Below are 22421 nucleotides of genomic sequence, written 5' to 3' on the forward strand. Positions count from 1 at the left end.
GTGCTTGGCGAGACGGCGACTGGTGAGCGCGGAAATCTGGGCAGGGCATTATGGCGCGCCGCTCGATGAGCGCGAGATTGCGCGGCACTATACGCTGACCGGTGACGACCTGGAAATTGTCGGCCGCCGTCGCGGCGATGCCACCCGGCTCGGCTACGCGATGCTCCTACTCTATATGAGATGGCCTGGCCGTGCGCTGGAAGCGGGTGAAGTCCCGCCCGCTCCTGTGCTCGCCTATGTGGCGCAGCAACTCGGCGTCGCGCCCGAAGCCTTCGCGGACTATGCCCATCGGGACCAGACCCGTCGCGAACATCTCGTTGAAATCCGACGATCGCACGGGTTCAGGATTTTCGACCGCAAGGCTTTCCACGAAGTTGTCGCATTCTCGATCCCGATCGCACAGACCATCGTCCACCCCGGCCAGATGGCGGGGGTCATCGTTGACGAACTTCGGCGCCGGCAGATCCTCCTGCCTTCTTCATCGGTTCTCGAAGCGGTACTCCGGCGTGCTCGCCAGCAGGCCGAACAGCTTACCTATGAAGTGCTCACGAACGGCCTGCGGCCCGATACGCTGCAGGGGCTGGACGATCTGCTGGCCCGACGAACAGGGCAAGCCGCGACATGGCTATCCTGGCTGCGCAATGCACCACAGTCGCCGGCAGCGCGCAACATCCTACGCCTGATCGAACGGCTCACTCATATCCGCGCGCTGGATCTCGATCGCGCCCGTGCCGACATGATCCCGGCTTTGACTTTTGACAGGCTGGCGGACGAAGGCAGCCGGATCACACCCCAGCACCTTGGCGAACTCAATGCCCTGCGCCGCCATGCGACGCTGGCGGCGCAGGGCATCCGTCTTGAGGAAAGCCTGACCGATGCCACCCTGACGATGTTCGACAAGCTGTTGGGCAGCATGTCGCGTCGCGCCGAGAACCGGACCCGTGACAAAGCCCTCAAGACGGTGCGCGAGTTGCAAGGCCATCTCCGGACGCTCACAGGGTCTTGCCGCATTCTCATCGAAGCGCGCACCAACGGTGTGGACTCTCTGGCGCAGATCGAGGCGCTGGATTGGCAGCGCTTCGCCGTGGCGGTCGCGCGGGCCGAAGTACTCGGGCGACCGGAAACCGTCGATCGCACCGCTGAATTGATCGAGCGGCATCGCACGGTGAAGCTCTTTGCCGGTGCCTTTCTCAACACCTTCGAATTTCGCGGCGCCGGTGCGGTGCAGGGACTCCTGTCGGCGCTTACCATCATCGCGGAGCTATACCGGACCGGCAAACGGCGCTTGCCTGATCGCGTGCCGCTGCGCTTTGTGCCCTCCGCATGGCGGCCGTTCGTCCTGCGGGACGGCATCGTCGATCGCGCCGCCTATGAACTATGCGCCTTGTCCCAGCTACGGGAGCGGTTGCGAGCGGGAGACATATGGGTCTCGGGAAGCCGCCAGTTCCGCGATTTCGATAGCTACCTCATCCCGCCGGCCACCTTCGACGCGCTTCGCGAGAAGGGGCCGTTGCCGCTCGCCATCGAAACGGACTTCGATCGTCATATCGAGGAAAGGCGCGCCAGGCTCGACACGGCGATCGAACAGGTGACGGTCCTCGCCCGACAGGGCGAGCTGCCCCAGGTCAGGCTTGACGAAAGCGGCCTTATCATCTCGCCGCTGAAAGCGGCAACGCCACCCGCCACCGAGATTGCCCGTCGCGCTGCCTATGACCGACTGCCGCGCGTGAAGATCACCGATCTCCTGCTTGAGGTCGATGCCTGGACCGGGTTCAGCGAATGCTTCATCCATCGGCGTTCGGGCCGGGAGGCCGACGACCGCAATGCGCTGCTCACCGTCATCCTTGCCGATGGCATCAATCTCGGCCTCACACGCATGGCGGAAACCTGCCGAGGCGCAAGCCTGCGCCAGCTCGCCCATCTCCACGACTGGCACATCAGCGAGGCCGCCTATGGTGAAGCGCTGGGAAGGCTGATCGACGCCCATCGCGCCATGCCGCTCGCCGCGCTGTGGGGAGACGGCACCACCTCGTCGAGCGACGGACAGCAATTCCATGCCGGGGGCCGTGGCGCCGCAATCGGCGACATCAACGCGCGCAGCGGCAACGAACCGGGCGTTGCCTTCTACACCCATGTCTCGGATCGATATGACCCCTTCGCGACCCGGGTAATCGCGGCGACCGCCGGCGAAGCTCCCTATGTGCTGGATGGCTTGCTGTATCAGCAGACCGGCCTGACAATCGAGGAGCACTACACCGATACAGGCGGTGCATCGGACCATGTGTTCGGCCTTATGCCCTTCTTCGGCTACCGCTTCGCGCCGCGCCTGCGCGACATCAAGCAGCGTCGTTTGCACCTCCTTCCCGGCCAGGAAGCCGGCCCCTTGCTTGCCGGCATGACGGCCGAACCGATCGCATTGGGTCATGTCGCGGCGCATTGGGATGAACTGCTGCGGTTCGCCACATCGATACGCACCGGCACCGCCACCGCTTCGGCGATGCTTCGCCGCCTGTCCGCCTATCCGCGACAGAACGGACTGGCCCTCGCGATGCGCGAGCTGGGCCGCCTCGAACGCTCGATCTTCATGCTCGACTGGCTGCGCGACATTGATCTGCGCCGGCGTACCCAGGCGGGCCTCAACAAGGGCGAGGCCCGCAACGCGCTCGCACGCGCGCTCTTCTTCAACCAGCTCGGCGAATTGCGTGATCGGCGGTTCGAGAACCAGACCTATCGCGCCTCCGGCCTCAACCTGCTCGTCGCCGCCATCATCCTGTGGAACACCCGCTATCTCGAAGTGGCGCTGGCTGATATCGGCACGCCCGACGAAATCGCACGTCACGTCGCGCCATTGGGCTGGGAACATATCTCGCTCACCGGCGACTATAGCTGGAATGTTGAAGATCGGCCCGATCCGGATGTCCTGCGGCCACTGCGCGCCATCAGTTCGTTGCTCGCCGCGTAACGTTCACCATACGTTCGCGCTTAGCGTGCGGATGCGTCACTTTCGTGTAGTCACCCCATAATGGTCAGGATCGGCGTCATCAGCGTCAATGGCGCGATCATATTGGCATCATAGCGCTGGAGCAGGCCATAATAGGTTGTGTGCGCGATGACGGACACCACTACGGCGGAAAAGAGCAGCGCAGCGATGAAATGCCAGCCCGCAGCGTCCATCGCGGTCCATTGCCCGTTCTCCAGCAACAGGCTGATCGGCATCAGGATGATGCTGCTCGATACGCCACCCCATGCCTGGAGGCGGATCGGTTCCGTCGGCAATTGCTTCAGCATGACCGAGCCAAGCGACCCCGCCAACGCGCAAAGCCCCACAAATATGAGGCCGATGGAGCCGTGCAGACCCACGGGATCAAACAGCACGACCAGCACCCCGGCCAGGGTCAGCAACATACCGATAAAGCGCCTTATCCCTACCTTTTCGCCCAACAGCAGTACCGCAAAGAGGATCGTCAGCGGCGTTTGCGACAGAACGACCACAGCGGCTGACGATGGCGTGGCGGTCTGCAATCCGATGAACATCAGCGCAAAGCCTCCGCCGCCGACGCACAACGTGACGACGCACACCCGCCATATTTGTGCAGGCACTGGGAACAGATAGCGATATAGCAACGCCCCAACCACCAATGTCCGCGCCGCCGCATAGAAAAGCGGCGGCACGGCCATGTCGCTGACGACCAGCTTGCTGACGATCGTATTCAACGCCCAGGCTATGCAAATCGCTAGGAAAATCAGAAAGTCCCGTAGCGGCATGCATACTCCATGACAATGATGCGACAGTCAGCGTGGAATGTCGTTGAAGGCGACACCTTTGTCCGGCCGGTGATCCTGCGGCAAGCCCAATATCCTTTCGGCGATGGTGTTGAGTAGCATTTCATCCGCTCCACCTGCAATTCGCCCTGTCGGCGCGGTCATCCAGCTTTTCGACCAGCTTTCCTTGCGCGTCTTTTCATCATCATAGCGCATACCCTCTACACCCTTGAGGTCCATGGCAAATTCACTGAGCTTCTGGCGCGTGCGGACGGACACGAGTTTATGCACCGATCCTTCCGGTCCCGGCTGCATCCCGGCGGCAAGGCTGAGCAGGGCGCGCCGATGAATGGCGGCCAGCGCCGATTGCGCGGCATAGGTGCGCGCGATACGTTCGCGCACACGGCCATCCTCGATCGCGGGCTTGCCGCCGATGCGGATGGCCATGGCTTCTTCGACGAAAAGGTCAATCGGCGGCCCGAAGCCTGCCGGATCGGTCGCCTGATAGCGTTCGATCATCAGCGTTTCCATCGCCACGCCAAAGCCGCCACCAACCGGGCCAAGGCGCTGGCTGTCCGTTATACGAACATCGTCGAAGAACACCTCATTCACTTCGGAACGGCCTTCGGCCAGTTTGACGGGCCGAACCGTTACTCCCGGCGCCTTCATATCGACCCAGAAATAGGTAAGCCCGCGATGCTTGGCGACGCCAGGGTCGTTTCGCGCGACGATTACCCCATAATCGGCATATTGCGCCCAGGTGGTCCACAGCTTCTGGCCGTTGATGATCCAGTCGCCCGTGTCTTCTTCCCGGTCCGCGCGGGTGCGCAGCCCGGCCAGATCCGACCCCACAGCCGGTTCGGAAAATAGCTGGCACCAGATTTCCTCGCCCTTGAGCGCCCTAGTAGCGCGTTCGCTTGCCCAATCGTTGTTCACATAACGCAACATGATCGGCACGGGCATACCCAAGCTAACGCCGAAATAATCATTGGGGAAACTGTGCTTCATCTCCTCCTGCTCGAACGCCAGCTTTTCGAGCGCTCCCAGCCCTTGACCGCCATGTTCCCTGGGCCAGCTGATCGCGGCATAGCCTGCCGCGAATTTTTCCGCCTGCCAGCGACGACCCAGCGCCAGATCGTCCGCTTCGGACAGGCCGCGCCGTGCCGCGCGTCCAAATTGCGCCGCCTTGGTCGCCAGCCATGCCGTCGCCCTGGCGCGATAGGATTCCAGATCGCTGTTCATGCGGCCTCTCCCACCAGATAATCCACCAGCGCATCCTCCCAAAAAAGCGACGGGCCATTTTCGATCGCCAGCGTGCGCGCGCGGCGTTGATGCAAATGAAGATCGGCCTCCCATGTCACGCCGATGCCACCATGGACTTGCGTCGCGTCACGCGACACGGTGTCATAGGCTTCGGTTGCCGAAAGGCGCGCGGCCGCCGCGTTGCGACCGAAATCGACCTGGCCTTCGGTGGCTGCGGCCTGGATGGCGTTGGCGCGGGCCAGTTCCACCAGCACATAGTCCTCCGCAATGCGGTGCTTGACCGACTGGAATCCGCCGATGACCTGGCCGAAGGCACGCCGTTCCATCGCATAGTCGCGCGCCTTGCCCAGCATCGCTTCTGCGCCGCCCACCTGTTCATGTGCGGTGACCACGGCCTGTAATTCCAGCACGCTGCGGGCCGCAGCCAATGCATCCTCGTCAACCAGGATGGTTGCTGCCACTTCGTCAAAGTGCAGGTCGGCCGTACAGCGGCTATTGTCGAACGTATCGACCAATTGCCGCGTCACGCCGCCTGTCTCCAGTTCCACCAGCACCAGAACAGGGCCATGATCGCCCGATGCAAGCAGGATCGCGATGTCGGCGCTGCCGCCAGCCGACACCGCAGGCTTCATACCCGTCAGGCGGCCATCGGCAAGGCGCAACGCCGGCCGGGATGGAAGCATGTCGGCCCCTTCCGCAAAGGCCACCGCGCCGATCGTGTCACCGCTGGCCAATAGCGGCAACCATCGCGCTTTCAAACGATCTGACCCGTAGCGCAGGATCGACTGCGCCACACCATATCCAGTGCCCAGAAACGGTGCGCCGGCAGCAACCCGCCCGATCGCTTCGGCGATCAGGCCCATTTCGACCAGCCCAAAGCCGATGCCGCCAAATTCCTCCGGGATCGCGACGGCGGTCCAGCCCTGTTCCCTGCAGATGTTCCAGAAGACCGCGTCGTGCTGTCCCGTCGTTTCCAGCAATATCTTTAGCGTTTCGCTGCGCGTGTGATCGGCCAGAATCCTGATGGCCTCCCCGCCGATCGCCTGTTGCGCATCGTCATATAAAATCGACATGGATCGCCTCTCACTCCACTAGTGGCGCAACGGCTTACCTGCGCGCGCCTGATATATTGCCGCTCAGTCCCCGGCCGGCTGCCCTGCGGCGTGGCCAGTCATTTCCGCACGGGGGTGAAAATTCTCCGTCTCGCCATAACCCGCTTCGTGGGGGATCAGGACGGCCATGCCACCTTCGCGCCGCTCCACCCGTGGCAGCACGGTAAAGACAGACCGTGCGCGCGCCGCCGCCAAAGCTGCGTCGACCGTGTCGGATTCGGCCAGCCGCCGCAGGTTCATGCGCGTAGGAAAAAGAATCGACCGCTCGCCCGCACTGGCGCGCGCCAGGATCGCGTCCGGCGACGCCCATTCCAGCGCGACCGCTTCCCCGCCATCGCACTTCGCTTCCTGTCCATCGGGTGCCGCGGCCAGAAAGAAATGGGTGTCGAACCTTTTGAGTCCGTTGACCGGGGTGATCCAATGGCCGAATTTGACCAGATCATCCAGCCACAATGTACCACCGCTTTCCGCGACCACGGCACGAAAATCATCGCGTGCCGTACTGACGCAGGGCACCGGCCTGCCATCGGCATCGCGCGCCAGCAAAATCGCGGTTTCTTCGAATGTTTCGCGAAACGCAGCGATCCGCAGCGCGCGTTCGCCACTATCCAGCGCTTCCCCGCCCGTCACCAGATCCAGCCAGTCGTCCGCCCGGTCGCTTTCATCCACGGTGCCGCCGGGAAAGACGAGCGCCGACGAGAAAGTCTGTTCGGGATGGCGGCGGACCATAAGCACCTCAAAAGGCGCATCGCGAACCAGCAATATGGTGGCCGCCGGTCGCGCTATCGCTATGTCTCTGGGTCCATCTGCCATATCATCCTCACCTCCGCCATTGGCGATCCGCAACAAGGTTCACTTATTTGCCTATGTGTGGGACAGGATATGTGGAAGGACAAGCTTTCTTTGCCGACATTGGATATGGAACGGCAATTTCAGGAGAAAATCTATGCACGCGATCCAGATCGACAACCCCGCCACGCTGAATAGCCTGCGTCTGGTCGACATGCCCGATGCGCCACGTCCCGGCCCTGGCGAAATTCAGGTGCGGTTGCGGGCAAGTTCGCTCAACTATCATGATTATGCCGTCGTGACCGGCGCAATCCCGGCACAGGGCGGTCGCATCCCCCTGTCGGACGGCGCGGGCGAGATCATGGCGCTGGGCGAAGGGGTGACGCAATTCGCCATCGGCGATCTGGTGGTTTCCACCTTTTTCCCCGATTGGCTCGATGGTGGCCCGCAGGATGGTGGCTTTACCAATGTGCCGGGCGACGGCATCGACGGTTATGCACGCGAAATCGTGACCGTGCCTGCACATTGGTTCACCCATGCGCCACGCGGATATGATGCGATGGAAGCGGCGACGCTTACCTGCGCGGGGCTTACCGCCTGGCGTGCGCTGGTGGTGGAAGGGGGCATCAAGGCGGGCGAATATGTGCTCGTTCAGGGTACGGGCGGTGTTTCGATCTTTGCTTTGCAGTTTGCCAAGGCGATGGGCGCGCGCGTAATCGCGACATCATCGTCCGATGCGAAGCTGGAACGTCTGAGGACGATGGGTGCCGATCATCTCATCAACTATCGTGCGGACGCAAAATGGGGATCGACGGCCAAGAAACTGACCGACGGACGCGGTGTCGACCATGTGGTAGAGATTGGCGGCGCGGGTACGCTGCCCCAATCGCTGTCCGCCATTCGGATGGGCGGTCATATTTCGATGATCGGCGTGCTTACGGGGGTGCAGGGGCCAGTGCCCACGGCACTGGTGATGGGTAGGCAGGCGCGGGTGATCGGTGTGACGGTGGGCAGTCGTAGGCACCAGATCGACATGATCGCCGCCATCGACGCCACCGGCATCCGCCCCGTGGTCGAGGAGCGTTTCCCCCTAGCCGAGCTTTCCAGCGCCTTTCGCCATCAGGAAAGCGGCCGGCATTTCGGCAAGATCGGCATTGAAATCTGATCGGGCATCGGGGCGGCGCCAATGAGCCTGTCGGCGTTCGTCCCGCGGCATGTTCAAAGCAAGCGGCGCCCCGACCCGGTCGCTATGGCCGCATCGTTCGCTTGACGATCGCCTCCACGGCGGCGCGATGCGCCGGGCTGCTGCGCAACATCTGGAAACTTTCGCGTTCGCGCGTCGCGCTAGAAGCAAAATCATGGTCGGCGGCAAAATCCAGATTGTCCTTGATCCCGGCAGCCGCAAACGGAGGAATGGACGCCAGCATTCGCGCCCGCCGGGCGGCCTCTGCCGCCAGATCAACATCGGCAACGACGCTGTCCACCAAACCGATCGCGCAGGCGGCCTGCGCATCGAGCGTCCCACCAAAAGCGACGGTTCGCGCCCGCGCCTGTCCCAGCGTGCGGACCAGCAGCCAGTTGATGCCCAGATCGCCCGCCAGTCCGATCGCACCATAGGCGTAGGCGAATTTCGCGCAGGGCGACGCGATCCGCAGATCGCAGGCAAGAGCGAGAGCAAATCCCCCTCCCGCCGCAGGACCATTCACCGCAGCCAGAGTGGGGATCGGCATGGTGCGCAACAAGTCGACGGTCGCCACGGCGGCCTCCAGCGACGCGCGTTCCACCGCGACATCGCGGCTCGACAGACTGTCGACCAGCGCCTGCAAATTGCCCCCGGCACTGAACATGCTGCCCGCGCCGGTCAGGATCAGCGCTCGTATGCGCGCATCCGCCTTCGTCGCTTCCAGTGCGGCGGCAAGTTCGCCAAGCAGATCCGTGCCGATCGCGTTATGCCCGCCAGGCCGGTCGATCGTCAGCGTCCGCACATTGTCCGTGTCGTTGATGTGGATGATAGCCATGGAACCGCTACATGACCGCATAGCCACCATCGACGGCGATGGCCGTACCGGTGACGAAATCGGATGCGCGCGAACACAGATAGACGGCGGTGCCGGCGAGATCGTCCGGTTCGCCCCAGCGGCGCGCGGGCGTGCGCGCGACAATCGCTTCGTCGAAACCGGGCGCCCTGGCCTTGGCATCGGCGACCATATCGGTAACCAGCCAGCCCGGCAGGATGGCGTTGACCTGAATATTGTCTCGCGCCCAGGCGATCGCGAGCGATTTGGCGAGTTGCACCACCGCGCCTTTGCTGGCGGCGTAGTTGGCGGCCCCGGCGGCCCCGAAAATCGACGTCATAGACCCCAGCATGACGATCTTGCCTCCGCCTGCAGCCTTAAGGTGCGGGTGCACGGCCTGCGCACTGAAAAAACTGCCCGACAGATTGATGTCGAGCGTGCGACGCCACATCGCTTCGTCCATCGTTTCGGGCCGCGCGCCTTCGCCGATTCCAGCATTGGCGACCAATATGTCGATGCGTCCAAGGCGATCTGCGACCGCCTGCGCCATGGCGAAACAGGATGCGCGGTCCGCCACGTCGGTTTCGACAAAGATCGCCTTTGCGCCCTTCTCTTCCAGCGCGGCCAGAGCGGCCTCAGCCTTGTCGGCGCGGCGGGCGGCGATGGCGATGGCAGCGCCAGCCTGCGCCAGCCCCATGGCCATGCCCAGTCCCAGCCCGCCATTACCGCCGGTGACGATTGCGACCTTGTCCGACAGGTCAAAAAACGAAGCAGCCGCCATCGTCCTACCGTCCCTTGAACTGCGCAGGACGCTTGTCGCGGAATGCCGCGACGCCCTCGCTGAAATCATCGGTCCGCCCAGCTTCGCGCTGCGCAACACGCTCGTTCGACAAGGCCGTTTCGAAGGAGACGTCCAGCGCGGCCCAGGCCACGCGCTTGATGATGCCAAGCGAACGGGGGCCGCGCGCCAGTTCCTTTGCCAGGTCCAGTGCCCGATCATCGACTTCGTCGTCGGCCACTACGCGGTTTATCATGCCCCATTCCAGGGCCTGTGACGCCTTCAGCTTGGGGCCGAGCAGCATCATTTCCATTGCACGCGGACGGCCGATCGCCTTGACCAGCAGGTAGGAGGAGCCGCCATCGGGGGCCAGCCCGACCTTGCTGAATGCCTGGAAAAAGATCGCGTTTTCACCCGCGACGATCATGTCGCCCGCGAGCGCAATGCCGCAGCCGACCCCCGCGGCCGGCCCCTTGACCGCCGTGACGACCGGAATTTCAGCGGCCCGCATCTGATAGATGATCGGGTTGAAAATGCCGTCGAGATTGCCGCCCATGTCCCGATTGGGATCGGTCAGATCGATGCCCCCATCCGCCAGATTGGCGCCCGAACAGAAACCCCGCCCCACCGATCCGACGAGCATGGCGCGCGCGTCCTTTGCGGCGCGCGATACCGCGTCCAGCAATTCCTCGCCCATTTTCATAGTCATCGCATTGAGCGTCTGGGGCTGGTTCATCTTGATGACGGCCACATCATCTACAATGTCGTACAGGATAGTTTCGTAGGCCATGCTTTGTTTCGCTCTCCAGTTCAGCCTTGCCGTTTGCGGGAAGCGGGCGCTCCTTCGCCCTGTGCAAAGCTGGTTTGACACACAACGCCATTTGACTATGAACCAAGTTTACTAGGTTGTATAGCATCAGATACTCATGGCGCACGGCGGCCATGGTGATGCCGGGCAGAATGGAGGCTTTTCCCATGTCGTGTGACGCAATTCTGGACGATTAGCTGGCGCTGCAATGGGCATATTCACCGCAGACGTTCCAAGTCGAAGTGGAAGGCGCACGGATTGCCTGTCGCGGATGGAATATGGACTCGACATCGCTGCCAAGCCTGGTGCTGGTGCATGGATTTCGGGCACATGCGCGATGGTGGGACCATGCGCGTCATGCCGCGTCGGAAACCGACGCCGGATGGAGCTGGAAATTCGATTTTGCAGCCGCCGCCTCGTTCAACGACGAACATTATCGCAACGACCTGTGCGGGTTGCAGGTGCCGACGGACATCATCTACGGCGCACAGAGCGATGTGATGACGGCCGAGCGAGTCGCCCTTGCGCTCATGATCGCGCCCCATGCCGGGACGCCCGTCGCCATTCCCGCCTGCAACCATCATGTCATGATCGAACAGCCATTGGCGCTGATCGCCGCATTGTGCGGCCTGCTGGCCAATAGCCCGCCTAGTCCCTAAAGACCGCCGCGCGTTTGTTTCGACCCGCATCGACCGCCTCCGCATGATGGTCGGACGCCAGCAGCACTTCCTGTTCTCGCGATTCAGCGAGCAGCATGTCCGCCTGAGTTGTTTCCCAGGGAAGGTTGAGCAATCGCTTGGCCGCGCGCATGGCATCGGGGCTTGAAGCGGCAATCTCATTCGCCATCGCTATCGCTTCGGCATGGGGATCGGCGGCGAGATGCGTGACCAGCCCGATCTTTTCCGCCTCCGCGCCCTTGTAGCGGCGACCGGTGAATATGATTTCACGCAGATGGTCCTGCCGAACCAGCCCGCGCAGAAGCGCCATCCCAGCGACGTCGGGCACCAGGCCCCAGCGCATCTCCATGACAGAAATGTCCGTGTCCGGCGCGCAGAAGCGGATGTCCGCGCCTAACATGATCTGACACCCGGCACCCAGAGCATATCCATGCACTGCGGCGATCACCGGCACCGGCAACGTGCGCCAGCCCCATGCCGCCTGCTGGAACAGATTGGCGATGCCATGGGTGCGTGGCATCAGGTTACGCAGCGCAGGGGCGTGGGCCAGACTGTCGAGATCGACGCCGACGCTGAACGCCCGCCCCTCCCCCGACAGGACGACACAACGAATATCGCGCCGCGCCCCGATCTGGGCAATGATCGCGGCGACTGCGTGAAACTGCGCCTCGTCCAAGGCGTTCAGCTTGTCAGGCCGGTTGAAGCGGACGTCCGCCACACCGTCCGTCACCGTCATGACGACGCGCTGCTTCGACATAGCGTTCCCCCGCTATTAAAGGGAGCGGCTCACCACTTCCTTCATGATTTCATTGGTGCCGCCAAAGATGCGCGTCACGCGCGCGTCACGCCACAGGCGGGCCACCATATATTCGTTCATGTAACCCGCGCCGCCATGCAGTTGCAGCGCCATGTCGATCACGCGGCCCTGCATGTCGGTATGCCACTGCTTTGCGGCAGAGGCTTCCGCGGTCGTGAGCGCGCCGACCAGATGCCGCTTGATCGCCCAGTCGAGATGCGCCCAGCCGACCTGCAACTGGCTTTTCATGTCGGCCAGCGTGAATTTGGTGTTCTGGAACTGGAACACCGCCTGGCCGAACGCCTGCCTTTCCTTGGTGAAGCTGACCGCTTCGTCGAACGCGCGCTGGGCCGCCGCCTGGGCGGACACGGCGATGGAGAGGCGTTCCTGCGGCAGCTGGCTCATCAGATAGATGAAGCCCTGCCCTTCCTGACCCAGGCAATTGGTGATGGGAACGCGCACATCTTCGAAAAACAGTTCCGACGTGTCCGCCGAATGTTGGCCAATCTTGTCGAGATTGCGACCGCGCTTGAAACCGGCGACATCGGCGTCAACCAGGATCAGCGAGACGCCCTTTGCCCCCAATTCAGGCGCGGTCTTGGCCGCGACGATGACGACATCGGCATTCTGGCCGTTCGTGATATAGGTTTTCGATCCGTTGATGACATAATGATTGCCATCCTTCTTCGCGGTCGTGCGGATGCCCTGAAGGTCCGACCCGGTGCCCGGCTCCGTCATCGCGATTGCAGTGATACATTCGCCGCTGACCATTTTGGGCAGATATTTCTCGTGCTGCTCTGGCGAGCCATAGACTTCTATATATTCAGCGGTGATGTCATTTTGCAGCGTGATGCCCGCTGACGATCCGGCATAGGCCAGTTCTTCGGCGATGACGACGTTGAAGCCGAAGTCCAGCCCAAGGCCGCCATGCTCCTCCTTCACCGTCGGGCACAACATACCAGCGTCGCCGCAAGCGCGCCAGAAATCACGGCTCACAATGCCTTCATCCTCGAACTTGTCGAGATTGGGGATCAGTTCCTTGGCAAAGACCTGACGCACGGTGTCGCGAAACATCGCATGATCGTCGTTGAAGGCGAAACGGGCGGCAGTGTCGAGCATGATGATCTCCAGATCGAAAGTCGGGCGCTGTCAACGCCCCAGATATTGTGGCGCGCGCTTTTCGACAAAGGCGGTCATCGCTTCCAGATGGTCCTCTGTACCGGCAAGCATAACCTGTTGCCGATCCTCGATCGCAAAGGCGGATTCGATCGAGGGCGCGTCGATATTCATGTTGAGCGCCTGTTTCGTCAGGGCCAGGCCATAGGGCGAATTGGCAAGCATTTCATCGGCCAAAGCCAGGCCGGTGTCGAGCAGCCTTTCCGGCGCGACCACATCGCTGAGCAAACCTAGCCGCAAGGCGCGGTCGGCGTGAATGAAGCGGCCAGTCAGCAGCAGTTCCGCCGCCAGGCTGGCGCCGACGAGGCGTGGCAGAAAATAGCTGGAACCGATGTCCGCGCCGCCAAGGCCGATCTTGATATAGGCCGCGTTCATCCGCAGGTCAGGGGTGCCAATGCGCACGTCTGCGGCAAGCATCAACGAAAATCCGCCGCCGCAGGCCGATCCATGCCCCAGCGCGATGAAAGGTTGCGGCGCAAGTCGGATCGCCTTGAGCAAGTCGCCCAACTGCGTCTGTCCCCGCCAACTCCGCTGAAAGCGCGTTTCGTTGGTTTCGACGCGGTTTTCCTTGATGTCGAGACCGGCGCAAAAGGCCCGCCCTGCGCCGCGCAAGATGACCACACGCACGTCGCTCCGATTTTTGAGCGCATACACATAATCGCCCAGTTCGGCGACCATCTGTTCGGAAAGGGCGTTGAGCGCATCGGGCCGGTCGAGCGTGACTATCTCGACCGGGCCGCGGGCTTCGACCTGGATGGTCTGAAAGGTCATTTCATCCCTTCCTGGATAGTTCCCAGTGGCGCTGCATCATCTTGGCCGCTTCTTCGGCCAGGTCGCGCGGCACTTGTGGATACATGGCAATGCCGCCCTTTTTGGGAAGCGCGATGGTGGCTGTGGCCCGCACCGTTTCATCGCCGCGCTGGTTGGTGAATATGACCTTCACATCGACAAGATTCTGGCCGCCATCCTCACGCTTACCGGTCACTTCGCCGGTGATCGTCTGGACGTCGCCCATATAGTTGAACTTGCGGATTTCGTCATGGACATGGGTAATGATGCCATCGTCGCCGGCCCAGTCATTGAGATAATGCCACAGATAGCTTTCGCGCATGACGCCATAGTCATAGGCCATAGGGTTGCCGATCGCCTGCGCCCAGACCGGGTCCCAGTGCAGACGTTGCGCCACGTCGGGCACGCCATATTCGTTCTTCACGTAGAAGGCCGGGATGCGCTTGCGGTTCTTGTGCGCCAGGCGACCGACCGTGGGCGCATAGGGGACAAAGCCATAGCCCCCGGCATGATAGACGATGACGTCCGTCACCGTGAGCGGCCCCTTGGCCATCTTGCCCAGGCTATCGCCGACCTGCACGTCATCGAAATGGCGCGTTTCCGCGCCGCGCACCATCTCGGCCGCATAAACTTCATCGACCTTGGCAATGTCCTCGTCGGTATAGGTCGCCGGTTCCAGGGCGCTATATTTGCCCTTTTTCGCGGCGGTCTTGCGTTCGGTCAGCACGCGCAGAATGCGGTAGACGGCGACCACCTCGCCGCGCTGGTTGATCTTCACATCCTTGCGCACCGTGATGACGGAGCGGCCGGAAAATTCGGACGTCTTCACTTCCGACGTTTCGTCGCCATTATAGCTGTAGATGGTGTCGCCTGGGAATACCGGGCGATACCAGTCCCATGTCGATCCCGACACGAACACATGGACGCCCTTCCACAGGCTTTTGCGCAGCGCCTTGATGTCGTCGCCGGGTGCATCGCCCAACATCGGGGCGTTGATCTGGCCCACCATCATGCCAGGCGCGATCACGCTGCCCCAGCGTGTGCCGCGGGCATATTCGGGGTCGCAGAACAGCGGATTGTCGTCACCCGTGCCATGGGCGAAATTGCGGATATTGTCGGTGGTCGCGGTCTGGATATATTCGCGCGTCTTGGCCGCCTGCATATAGCCCAGCAGCTTTTCCTGCCGTTCGATGTCATTGTCGGTGATCGCATAATCGACCGCCTTCTTCCATTCGTCGCTTTGCTTGATGTCGTCGGGTGATTTGGTCGCCATGTCAGTCTCTTTCCCAATATTCAGATGGTTCAGGCCGCGTCGGCGGCGTCGGACTTAAAGAGGTCGCGCACCTGCGGCAGCGCGGGTTTCATCGACGGGGTGCGCGGCACATCATCGACGATCAGGAATTTCACCGGCACTTGATATGGCATCAGATGCTCCCGGCCATATTCCTTGAGTTCCGTTTCGGACGGCGTGACAGCGCCTTCCTTAAGCATGATCGCCGTCATCGGGACCGCGCCCAGACGACGATCCTCGATCCCCACCGTCACCGCTTCGCGGATCGCGGGATGCAATTCGTAGGTCTTGTTGATGTCGTCGGGGTGCACCTTGAACCCGCCGCGAATGATGGCGAGATCAGCCCGTCCCTTGATGAACAAAAAGCCGTCCGCATCGATGATCGCCCGGTCGGTAGTGCGCAGCCAGACGTCGCCGAGGCCGAATTGCGCGGCCTTCATCTCCAGCACGCCTTCATCGCCGACCGGCTTCTCATCGCCCGTTTCAGCATCGACAACCCGCCCTTTCACGCCGGGTTGGAAACGGCCGACGCTGCCGGGCTTGGCTTGCCAGAACTGATGAAAATCCTTGAGCGCCCATCCGGCCACGGCGCCGGAAAATTCGGTAGCGCCGTAATTTTGCAGCACAGGCAGGTTATAGCGCTCCATAAACTCCCTGGTGACTTCAAAATCGAGCGGAGCCGCGCCCGTGCGGATCGCGACCAGGCTGGCCAGATCCTCCTTGGGGATATTGGCGTCGAGGATCATGCGCAGGCCGGCGGGGACCGCGCCCGCAACCTTGGGCTTGTGGCGCTTGATCGCATCGTGCCAACTGGCGACCGAGAATTTTTCCAGCAGGCAAGCCTTGCGGCCGCCCGCGATACAGGTCAGCGCGCCCCACAGCCCGCCGATATGGGTCATCGGGTTGGACAGGATGGTGATACCGGGCCGCAGGATCGCTGCTTCGCCAGGCTTGCGATCCTTTTCGTAGCTGAGCGCACCTTCGAAACTCTGGTCGAAAGCGGCGCGCTGGAGCGGAACCCGCTTGGGCTTGCCGGTTGTACCGCTGGTCAGCATTTCGACGATGATGCCCGGCTCGGTCACCTTCACAGTGTCGCCAAAATGTTCATAGCCGGGACGGAAATATGCGCCATCCAATATACCGGGCAGTTCGATGACGGCCGTTCCGGCGGCCTTGAGCACTTCCAATATGCCCGGACGGTCGAGATCCGCCTGCTCCGCGATGACGACGGGGAGGTCCAGCCCGTCCAGATCCTTGATTAGCCGGTCGTCGGGTAGCAGCGGATTGATCGACACCATGGTCATGCCGTCGGCCACTGCCGTGAGCACGGCGGCGAAGGGCGACGGACGGTTCTTCACCATCACACCCACGCGCGCGTCCTGACCCAGACCCAGGGTGGCAAGCAACGACCGGATCGCACTGATGGTATCGCCCAACTCCCGCCAGCTATACCATCTGCCCTGATAATCGATGACGTCCGCTGACGGGTCTATCGTCAACACGCCATTGAGAAGGTCGGAAAAAACGGACATTGCAAACCCCCGGAATATCCCGGCGGAATCACATCTAGATGATGTCCGCCATCTTATGTAACTAGGTTATAGATATAACTCCGACAGTGCAAGTCGAGAGAAGGATCACGTCTCAGGCGCTAAAGCTGATCGAAAGGCACGTTCTTGTCGGCGCGCATCTCACCCGGCATTCCCAGGACTCGTTCGGAAATCTGATTGCGCAGCACCTCGTCCGCGCCGCCTGCGACGCGCAACGCGGTCGACCAGATATAGTCACCTTGGATTCGCGCGGTTTCACCGCCCTCTTCCGCGACCAGCCCTGACAGGCCACGCATTTCGAGAGCGAGGCCGGACGTCTTTTGATAGCGATTCGTATAGGCAAGTTTCACCATAGAGGCGAGGGCGCCCGGATTTTCGCCACGCGAAACCATCGTACGCAGTCGCGCCTGGAAATAGCGTTCGGCCTGCTCTTCCGCATAGGCAGAGGCCAGCGCGCCGCGGATCGCTGAGGAATCAAGCGCGCTGCCCCCCTTTCGCGGCGTGTCCATCGCATATTGGATCAATGCGCCTATGCCCCCACCTTTGCCTTCACTACCCTGATTGAGACGTTCACCCATCAGCACGGTCATTGCGCAGGCCCAACCTTCGCCTTCCGCGCCGATGCGGCAGGATTCAGGGATGCGGACGTCGGTCAGGAAAGTTTCGTTGAAGTCGCTGGCGCCCGATATCTGACGGATCGGCCGGACATCGATACCGGGCGTTTTCATATCCAAGACAAAGAAGGTCAAACCCTTATGCTTGGGCAGGGTCGGATCGGTGCGAACGATCAATATTCCCCAGTCCGAATGATGCGCCCAACTCGACCAGACCTTCTGGCCGTTGACGATATAGTCCGCTCCATCCTTGATCGCGCGGGTTCGCACGGCAGCGAGGTCAGACCCGGCCGAAGGCTCCGAAAAGAGCTGGCACCAGGTCATTTCACCCCGCAAAGTGGGGCCGGCGAACTTCTCGATCTGTTCCGGCGTACCATGCTTGAAGATCACCGGCAGCGCCATGCCCAGGCCAATGCCGATATAGGCCTCCTTGGCTAGGCGATATTTGCTTTCCTCTTCGCCGAACACGGTGGCTTCAGCGATGGTCGCACCACGGCCGCCATATTGCTGAGGCAACAGGATACCAGCGTAACCTCCTTCGGATAGACGCTTTTGCCAAGCCTTGCCCAGAGCTACCTCTTCGGCTTCCGATATGCCTTCGGGCACTTCGAAAGCTGGCGCATTGGCCGCGAGCCAATCACGGACCTCCTTGCGGAAGCTGGCTTCTTCGGGCGTATCATTGAAATCCATTATACCGTCTCCGCCTTGAACTGCGATCCGGGAAGATGCCTGATGAGCCGGTCCGCCCAAGGCTCTCTCCCGCCCAGGCTGAGCGCCAGCGTCCGCTCGCGTCGATAATAGAAATGGCAATTGGCCTCGAACGTGTAGCCGATGCCGCCATGGACCTGAATATTCTCCCGCGCCGCATTTTCGAATGCATCGATCGCCGTCAATCGGGCCGAGGCGGCGGCAACAGGCAACGCTTCAGGATCGTTAAGCGCCGCCCATGCGCCGAAATAAGCGTTCGACCGCGCCAGCTCGACACCGACGGCGATGTCGGCCAATTTGTGTTTGATTGCCTGATAACTGGACAGTGGCCGTCCAAAAATCTGGCGCTCCATCGCATAGTCGCGCGCCATGAACAGGCAGGCATCAGCGCCGCCGACGGCCTCGAACGCGGCCTGAACTGCGGCACGATCGAACAGTTGATCGAGGACGCGCTCCGCCGGCAGCGCCTCCAGCAGTTCAGCAGAAATGGCATCGAACTGAAGCGTATAATGGGCGCGCAGTTCATCAAAACTATCGAGGCGTGTCCGTGTGACGCCCGGCTGAGCAAGGTCGACCAACGCCAGAACGGGCTTGCCCGCCGACTTGGCGAGAACGACCGCCAACGTGGCCACGCCGCCATCGGCCACGGGCGTTTTCGTGCCCGACAATGCGCCGTCTTCCACCCGCGCCTTGATCGCGTCGCCGGTCCAGCCTGCCGGACCTTCGGCGTAAGCGAATACGCCAATCGCCTCACCGCTGACGAGCTTGGGTAGCCAATAGCTTTTCTGCGCGTCCGAGCCCGCCATGTTGATGGCGTCTACGACCAGGACAATGGAGGAAAAAAAGGGGAGCGCCGTGTTAGCCCGGCCCAGTTCTTCGCTGATGACCCCCAGATCAAGTTCAGTCATGCCCAGGCCGCCAAATTCTTCCGGTACAGTCACGCCAAGAAAGCCCATATCGGCGATTTCGCGCCATAAAGGCTCGTCCCACTCCGCCTTCGCGTCGATCAGTTCGCGTAGCCGGTCGGATGATGACCGCTCGCCAAGCAACCCCCGCGCCTGCTCCGCGAGCATTTTTTGTTCGTCGGACAGGTCGAAGTTCATCGTCGCTCCTTGCGTGCGTTATCGCTGCTCAATCCACCTCTCCAACTAAGGTAACTATGTCAAGCGCGCAATGCCAATCTCGCCTCATCCCAGCCCCTTTGAAGCCCCAGACTGGCATTTACTGAACTTGCTTAGGAAAAGTCGCGTCAAAACGACAGCCCGCCAGTTGCTTACAACCCTGTTGACCGAGACGTGCAACTAAGCAAACTAGCTGCAAACTCCAAAACTGATATGTGGTCAGTTATGAGAGAGAAGAATACCATGAAATCCTACATCACTGTCCGGACCAATGCGCTCAGGCAGCAATCCGCGTTTGTTCGAAGGCCTTACCTTTTCGGGCACGGCGGCGCTGTCCAACGGGAAATATCTGGAATTTGCCGACGCCGGCGGCGACCGCCACGACGAGATGTTCCAAATGTTCCTGAATGGACGTTCAGCATCGCGGGTGACTACGGAAAGTCTATCGGGTCCAGCACCGTCCGCGCGCATCTCGATTATGCCTGGCAGGACGATACCGCCCTCTATGCTTACCGTACTCTCCAGACTGGCGATGCCCTGACCGACAACATCACGAACGCCGTCGCCAAAGCGCTGACCCGTCCGGCGGGCGGCGAATTGAACGGCCGCGCTGGCGTGTCCTTCGCCGACGAAACCATCGAGGTTGCCCTCTTTGGCCGCAACATCCTCAATCGCCGAGTCGATATCGCCGGCCTGCTGTTCGGCGCACCGTTGTTCGCAGCGATGGGCAAGCGTAACGACCCGGCTACCTATGGCGTCGCTGCGACGTTCAAGTTCGGCGGTTTCTGAACCAGGCTGCCAGCAGGTCCCCATTGACGCGCCGGCGGCCAATTACGTTAAAGTGACAAAGACACCGCATAGCGCGATTGGAAATGTCACCTTAAGTCGCCTTTTACGCTATGGTCCGGGGCTTCTTGCGGGGCGACGAACCATCGATAGGATATGAATAGACCCTTTCATCCGGCAATATGAAGCAGATGAAATCCAACTTTGGAAGCATTTTTTACAATAGCGTCCGGCATGAGCATTCAGGGCGACAGCGTCATGAGCAAATCCACGCAGAGACCGAATTTGGTCGGTCCTCCGCATCCGCGCGTTGGGCATTCGCCGGACGGCAAGGGCGCCCTCCCGTCAGGATGGCAGTTCATCGATGCCCATCACCATACCGCTGATATAGGCGCCATGATCGCTGAGGATATAGCCGGCCAGATGACCCAGCGACGCGCGCGCGGCCTCCGTCGCCTGGGCGAACCCGTCTACGACATGGCTGGCGATCGCATTGGTCCTGATGCCATCGCGGCCCCATTCCACCGCCAGCGACTTGACCAGATTGTCGAGCGCGCCATGGGCGCTTAGTTGTGCCGTACGGCCCCCCGTAATGCGGGGCGACGGCAGCAGGAACAGGATGGCGCCGCGATCATGCGCCGCGATACGGCTGCGCGCAAAAGCGGACGCATAGAGAAAGCGCCCGTCAATGTCAGCCGAAAAGCCTTTCCGCCAGACGTCGAGCGATACCGTTTCCGCGTTCCCGACACCCAGCGGCGCGCCACCATGGACGAGTAGATCGACAGGTTGCCCCTGTTGCGATTGCGCGTCCGCAAAGGCGGCGGCGATGATGTCGGCATCGACGGAAGGTGGCGTAATCCGGGTGATCCTGGCGCCAAGCGCCGCCAGCGCGGTCGCGACATGATCAGCGGCGTCGCCGACCCCTGCGACCATGGCATGGCGCCCGTTGAGCAAAGTGGGCAATGTCGTCATGGCGCTACTCCCCAAATGGATTCGCGTTCGCGTGGCGGCACGAAGGCGGGGCTCATCAACTGACGACGCAACCGGTCGCCGCCGTCGATGACCAAAGTTTCGCCCGTCACCCCGGATGCGTAATGTGAACAGAGAAAAGCAGAAACCCAGCCAAATTCGCGGATGCGACCGACCCGGCCCAACGGGAACATGGCGCCAAGGCGTGCGATGGCTTCCGCGTCATCCGCCGCATTGGAGCGTTCGTGCGGGAAGAAGCCCGCCGCCACGCAATTGACGCGGATGGCATGAGGCTTCCAGTCGGCGGCATGGCCGACGGTCATGGTGACGATCGCCGCCTTGGCGGCGGCCGAATGGGCGTCACCGGGAAAACCCGACCAGACATATTGCGCCGAATTGTTGACGATCGCCCCGCCACCGCCCGCCGCGATGCGACGGCGGGCAAATTCGGCCGAGACGAAGAAGGTGCCGTCGATCGCGATGCGGGTGATCGAGCGCCATTGGCCCGGCGACATGGCTTCGGCCAGCACCGGATAATTGCCACCGGCATTGTTGGCGAGCAGCGTAACCGGCCCCAATTCCCGTTCGGCCATGTCGAAGGCGGATGCGATCGCTTCGGGATTGCGCACGTCGCCCTGGATGCCCAGCGCGACGATGCCCAGATCGGTCAAGGTCGCCACGCCCTTTTCGAGCGTTTCGGCGGTCCGGCCCAGCAGCGCGACCTTTGCCCCGCCCTGCCCGAATGCGGTCGCCATCGCCAATCCCATGCCGGACCCGCCGCCAGTCACGACGACGGTCTGGCCAGCGAAGCAATCGGGCGTAAAGGGCGGCGATTCAAACGGCGGCGGTTCCACCACGATATGATTTACGGGAATGTTCACGCTGTCCGCCTCCTCATATTTATACCATCATCGCTAACTAGGTATGATATCACTATCTCAGCGATGCCGGTTTCGCTATAGCAATAAAAAGATGACATATCGCCAGCTATTTCGGGTGCATCGCACGAGAGAAGCCGGATGAGAAATGGATCGACAGCAGCGATCGTCGGAGCGCTGTGGGTTGCAGAGATCGCCGGATCGTTTGAAACCGCGATGATCTATGCCGCGCGACGCGCTGACCGACGATGCAGTTCGTGGTCGGTCCGACCATATTGGCCGGGGCGATGCGGCCAGAACGCACCAGCGAGGCGGCCGGCATGATGACAATGATGCGCCAGGCCTTTCTGGGCGTCGGCGCGCAGATGGTGTCGGTGCTGCTGGCGACCAGTACGGTCGGGGCGCCGGGCGGCGGGGCGAGTTACCCCACCACCGGCGCCTTTTTCCTGACCATGGGGGTGATCGTGTCGCTGTGCATCATCGCGATCCTGCTGGCCTTCGCCCTGCGCCGCAACGCCGGGGTCGCGGCGGATTGACGC

21 protein-coding genes are annotated in these 22421 nt (G+C 61.8%); 5 read left to right on the plus strand and 16 right to left on the minus strand.

What is annotated here, in order from left to right; genetic code table 11:
* The first annotated feature begins 4 nt into the window (after positions 1 to 4).
* Positions 5 to 2962 (plus strand): Tn3 family transposase, encoded by a 2958-nt coding sequence (locus V473_RS18040; protein ID WP_011627729.1) that lies wholly within the window; start codon positions 5 to 7, stop codon positions 2960 to 2962.
* Between the two features lie 50 nt (positions 2963 to 3012).
* On the opposite strand, the gene V473_RS18045 is transcribed toward V473_RS18040, so the two are convergent.
* The 4 genes from V473_RS18045 to V473_RS18060 all read right to left on the minus strand — a co-directional run bounded on the left by V473_RS18045 (position 3013) and on the right by V473_RS18060 (position 6950).
* Complete coding sequence (locus V473_RS18045; RefSeq protein ID WP_082679201.1) at positions 3013 to 3765, minus strand: DMT family transporter; 753 nt, start codon at positions 3763 to 3765, stop codon at positions 3013 to 3015.
* A gap of 27 nt (positions 3766 to 3792) precedes the next feature.
* A complete protein-coding gene (locus V473_RS18050) occupies positions 3793 to 5004 on the minus strand; it encodes an acyl-CoA dehydrogenase family protein (RefSeq protein WP_066608294.1) in 1212 nt (403 codons plus the stop codon).
* Positions 5001 to 6098 carry an acyl-CoA dehydrogenase family protein gene (locus tag V473_RS18055; protein ID WP_066608296.1) on the minus strand — a complete coding sequence of 366 codons (1098 nt, stop codon included), beginning with the start codon at positions 6096 to 6098 and terminating at the stop codon, positions 5001 to 5003. The genes V473_RS18050 and V473_RS18055 overlap by 4 nt, the downstream gene beginning before the upstream one ends.
* A 63-nt stretch (positions 6099 to 6161) precedes the next feature.
* Complete coding sequence (locus V473_RS18060; protein ID WP_082679226.1) at positions 6162 to 6950, minus strand: NUDIX hydrolase; 789 nt, start codon at positions 6948 to 6950, stop codon at positions 6162 to 6164.
* Positions 6951 to 7083: 133 nt separating this feature from the next.
* Here V473_RS18060 and V473_RS18065 point away from each other — a divergent pair, with 133 nt between their 5' ends.
* The gene (locus tag V473_RS18065; RefSeq protein WP_066608303.1) at positions 7084 to 8091 is read left to right on the plus strand and encodes a zinc-dependent alcohol dehydrogenase family protein; all 1008 of its coding nucleotides are present in this window, start codon (positions 7084 to 7086) and stop codon (positions 8089 to 8091) included.
* A gap of 82 nt (positions 8092 to 8173) precedes the next feature.
* Here the strand turns inward: V473_RS18065 and V473_RS18070 are convergent, their stop codons facing one another.
* The 3 genes from V473_RS18070 to V473_RS18080 are packed head-to-tail and all read right to left on the minus strand — an operon-like array spanning position 8174 to position 10509.
* A complete protein-coding gene (locus tag V473_RS18070) occupies positions 8174 to 8944 on the minus strand; it encodes an enoyl-CoA hydratase/isomerase family protein (protein ID WP_169793953.1) in 771 nt (256 codons plus the stop codon).
* Positions 8945 to 8951: 7 nt separating this feature from the next.
* Positions 8952 to 9722, minus strand: a complete 771-nt coding sequence (locus V473_RS18075; protein WP_066608307.1) for an SDR family NAD(P)-dependent oxidoreductase — start codon at positions 9720 to 9722, stop codon at positions 8952 to 8954.
* A gap of 4 nt (positions 9723 to 9726) precedes the next feature.
* The gene (locus V473_RS18080) at positions 9727 to 10509 is read right to left on the minus strand and encodes an enoyl-CoA hydratase-related protein (protein ID WP_066608309.1); all 783 of its coding nucleotides are present in this window, start codon (positions 10507 to 10509) and stop codon (positions 9727 to 9729) included.
* A gap of 296 nt (positions 10510 to 10805) precedes the next feature.
* On the opposite strand from V473_RS18080, the gene V473_RS18085 reads away from it, so the two are divergent.
* Entirely contained in the window at positions 10806 to 11186 is a 381-nt protein-coding gene (locus tag V473_RS18085) for an alpha/beta fold hydrolase (RefSeq protein WP_066608310.1), read from the plus strand.
* Here V473_RS18085 and V473_RS18090 read toward each other — a convergent pair.
* The 7 genes from V473_RS18090 to V473_RS18120 form a co-directional block, all read right to left on the minus strand.
* A complete protein-coding gene (locus V473_RS18090; protein ID WP_066608315.1) occupies positions 11176 to 11961 on the minus strand; it encodes a crotonase/enoyl-CoA hydratase family protein in 786 nt (261 codons plus the stop codon). The genes V473_RS18085 and V473_RS18090 overlap by 11 nt on opposite strands.
* A 15-nt stretch (positions 11962 to 11976) precedes the next feature.
* The gene (locus tag V473_RS18095; protein WP_066608318.1) at positions 11977 to 13119 is read right to left on the minus strand and encodes an acyl-CoA dehydrogenase family protein; all 1143 of its coding nucleotides are present in this window, start codon (positions 13117 to 13119) and stop codon (positions 11977 to 11979) included.
* A gap of 30 nt (positions 13120 to 13149) precedes the next feature.
* Positions 13150 to 13947 (minus strand): enoyl-CoA hydratase/isomerase family protein, encoded by a 798-nt coding sequence (locus V473_RS18100; RefSeq protein WP_066608320.1) that lies wholly within the window; start codon positions 13945 to 13947, stop codon positions 13150 to 13152.
* A gap of 1 nt (position 13948) precedes the next feature.
* Positions 13949 to 15238, minus strand: coding sequence for an FAS1-like dehydratase domain-containing protein (locus V473_RS18105; RefSeq protein ID WP_066608324.1), 1290 nt, complete (start codon positions 15236 to 15238; stop codon positions 13949 to 13951).
* A 29-nt stretch (positions 15239 to 15267) separates the two neighbouring features.
* A complete protein-coding gene (locus V473_RS18110) occupies positions 15268 to 16788 on the minus strand; it encodes a class I adenylate-forming enzyme family protein (protein WP_066608327.1) in 1521 nt (506 codons plus the stop codon).
* 119 nt (positions 16789 to 16907) lie between these two features.
* Complete coding sequence (locus V473_RS18115) at positions 16908 to 18110, minus strand: acyl-CoA dehydrogenase family protein (protein ID WP_066608328.1); 1203 nt, start codon at positions 18108 to 18110, stop codon at positions 16908 to 16910.
* Positions 18110 to 19231, minus strand: a complete 1122-nt coding sequence (locus tag V473_RS18120; protein ID WP_066608329.1) for an acyl-CoA dehydrogenase family protein — start codon at positions 19229 to 19231, stop codon at positions 18110 to 18112. Before V473_RS18120 ends, V473_RS18115 begins: the two co-directional genes overlap by 1 nt.
* Before the next feature lie 261 nt (positions 19232 to 19492).
* On the opposite strand from V473_RS18120, the gene V473_RS18125 reads away from it, so the two are divergent.
* The gene (locus V473_RS18125) at positions 19493 to 20038 is read left to right on the plus strand and encodes a hypothetical protein (RefSeq protein WP_066608330.1); all 546 of its coding nucleotides are present in this window, start codon (positions 19493 to 19495) and stop codon (positions 20036 to 20038) included.
* 342 nt (positions 20039 to 20380) lie between these two features.
* Here the strand turns inward: V473_RS18125 and V473_RS18130 are convergent, their stop codons facing one another.
* Both V473_RS18130 and V473_RS18135 read right to left on the minus strand, forming a co-directional pair.
* Positions 20381 to 21007 (minus strand): SDR family oxidoreductase, encoded by a 627-nt coding sequence (locus V473_RS18130; RefSeq protein ID WP_066608333.1) that lies wholly within the window; start codon positions 21005 to 21007, stop codon positions 20381 to 20383.
* Positions 21004 to 21885 carry an SDR family oxidoreductase gene (locus V473_RS18135; protein ID WP_066608335.1) on the minus strand — a complete coding sequence of 294 codons (882 nt, stop codon included), beginning with the start codon at positions 21883 to 21885 and terminating at the stop codon, positions 21004 to 21006. The genes V473_RS18130 and V473_RS18135 overlap by 4 nt, the downstream gene beginning before the upstream one ends.
* 245 nt (positions 21886 to 22130) lie before the next feature.
* On the opposite strand from V473_RS18135, the gene V473_RS18140 reads away from it, so the two are divergent.
* Positions 22131 to 22418 carry an MFS transporter gene (locus V473_RS18140; protein ID WP_066608338.1) on the plus strand — a complete coding sequence of 96 codons (288 nt, stop codon included), beginning with the start codon at positions 22131 to 22133 and terminating at the stop codon, positions 22416 to 22418.
* Positions 22419 to 22421 lie beyond the last annotated feature (3 nt).

The sequence above is a fragment of the Sphingobium cupriresistens LL01 genome (assembly GCF_001046645.1).
Classification (GTDB): Bacteria; Pseudomonadota; Alphaproteobacteria; order Sphingomonadales; family Sphingomonadaceae; genus Sphingobium; species Sphingobium cupriresistens.

Excerpts from the sequence above, each read along its gene's own strand:
- V473_RS18120 (WP_066608329.1), bottom strand. The coding sequence starts at position 19,231 with ATGAACTTCGACCTGTCCGACGAACAAAAAATGCTCGCGGAGCAGGCG.
- V473_RS18055 (WP_066608296.1), bottom strand. The coding sequence starts at position 6,098 with ATGTCGATTTTATATGACGATGCGCAACAGGCGATCGGCGGGGAGGCC.
- V473_RS18045 (WP_082679201.1), bottom strand. The coding sequence starts at position 3,765 with ATGCCGCTACGGGACTTTCTGATTTTCCTAGCGATTTGCATAGCCTGG.
- V473_RS18095 (WP_066608318.1), bottom strand. The coding sequence starts at position 13,119 with ATGCTCGACACTGCCGCCCGTTTCGCCTTCAACGACGATCATGCGATG.
- V473_RS18090 (WP_066608315.1), bottom strand. The coding sequence starts at position 11,961 with ATGTCGAAGCAGCGCGTCGTCATGACGGTGACGGACGGTGTGGCGGAC.
- V473_RS18060 (WP_082679226.1), bottom strand. The coding sequence starts at position 6,950 with ATGGCAGATGGACCCAGAGACATAGCGATAGCGCGACCGGCGGCCACC.
- V473_RS18110 (WP_066608327.1), bottom strand. The coding sequence starts at position 16,788 with ATGTCCGTTTTTTCCGACCTTCTCAATGGCGTGTTGACGATAGACCCG.
- V473_RS18130 (WP_066608333.1), bottom strand. The coding sequence starts at position 21,007 with ATGACGACATTGCCCACTTTGCTCAACGGGCGCCATGCCATGGTCGCA.
- V473_RS18115 (WP_066608328.1), bottom strand. The coding sequence starts at position 18,110 with ATGGATTTCAATGATACGCCCGAAGAAGCCAGCTTCCGCAAGGAGGTC.
- V473_RS18100 (WP_066608320.1), bottom strand. The coding sequence starts at position 13,947 with ATGACCTTTCAGACCATCCAGGTCGAAGCCCGCGGCCCGGTCGAGATA.
- V473_RS18075 (WP_066608307.1), bottom strand. The coding sequence starts at position 9,722 with ATGGCGGCTGCTTCGTTTTTTGACCTGTCGGACAAGGTCGCAATCGTC.
- V473_RS18070 (WP_169793953.1), bottom strand. The coding sequence starts at position 8,944 with ATGGCTATCATCCACATCAACGACACGGACAATGTGCGGACGCTGACG.
- V473_RS18105 (WP_066608324.1), bottom strand. The coding sequence starts at position 15,238 with ATGGCGACCAAATCACCCGACGACATCAAGCAAAGCGACGAATGGAAG.
- V473_RS18140 (WP_066608338.1), top strand. The coding sequence starts at position 22,131 with ATGCAGTTCGTGGTCGGTCCGACCATATTGGCCGGGGCGATGCGGCCA.
- V473_RS18080 (WP_066608309.1), bottom strand. The coding sequence starts at position 10,509 with ATGGCCTACGAAACTATCCTGTACGACATTGTAGATGATGTGGCCGTC.
- V473_RS18065 (WP_066608303.1), top strand. The coding sequence starts at position 7,084 with ATGCACGCGATCCAGATCGACAACCCCGCCACGCTGAATAGCCTGCGT.
- V473_RS18085 (WP_066608310.1), top strand. The coding sequence starts at position 10,806 with ATGGACTCGACATCGCTGCCAAGCCTGGTGCTGGTGCATGGATTTCGG.
- V473_RS18125 (WP_066608330.1), top strand. The coding sequence starts at position 19,493 with ATGAAATCCTACATCACTGTCCGGACCAATGCGCTCAGGCAGCAATCC.
- V473_RS18050 (WP_066608294.1), bottom strand. The coding sequence starts at position 5,004 with ATGAACAGCGATCTGGAATCCTATCGCGCCAGGGCGACGGCATGGCTG.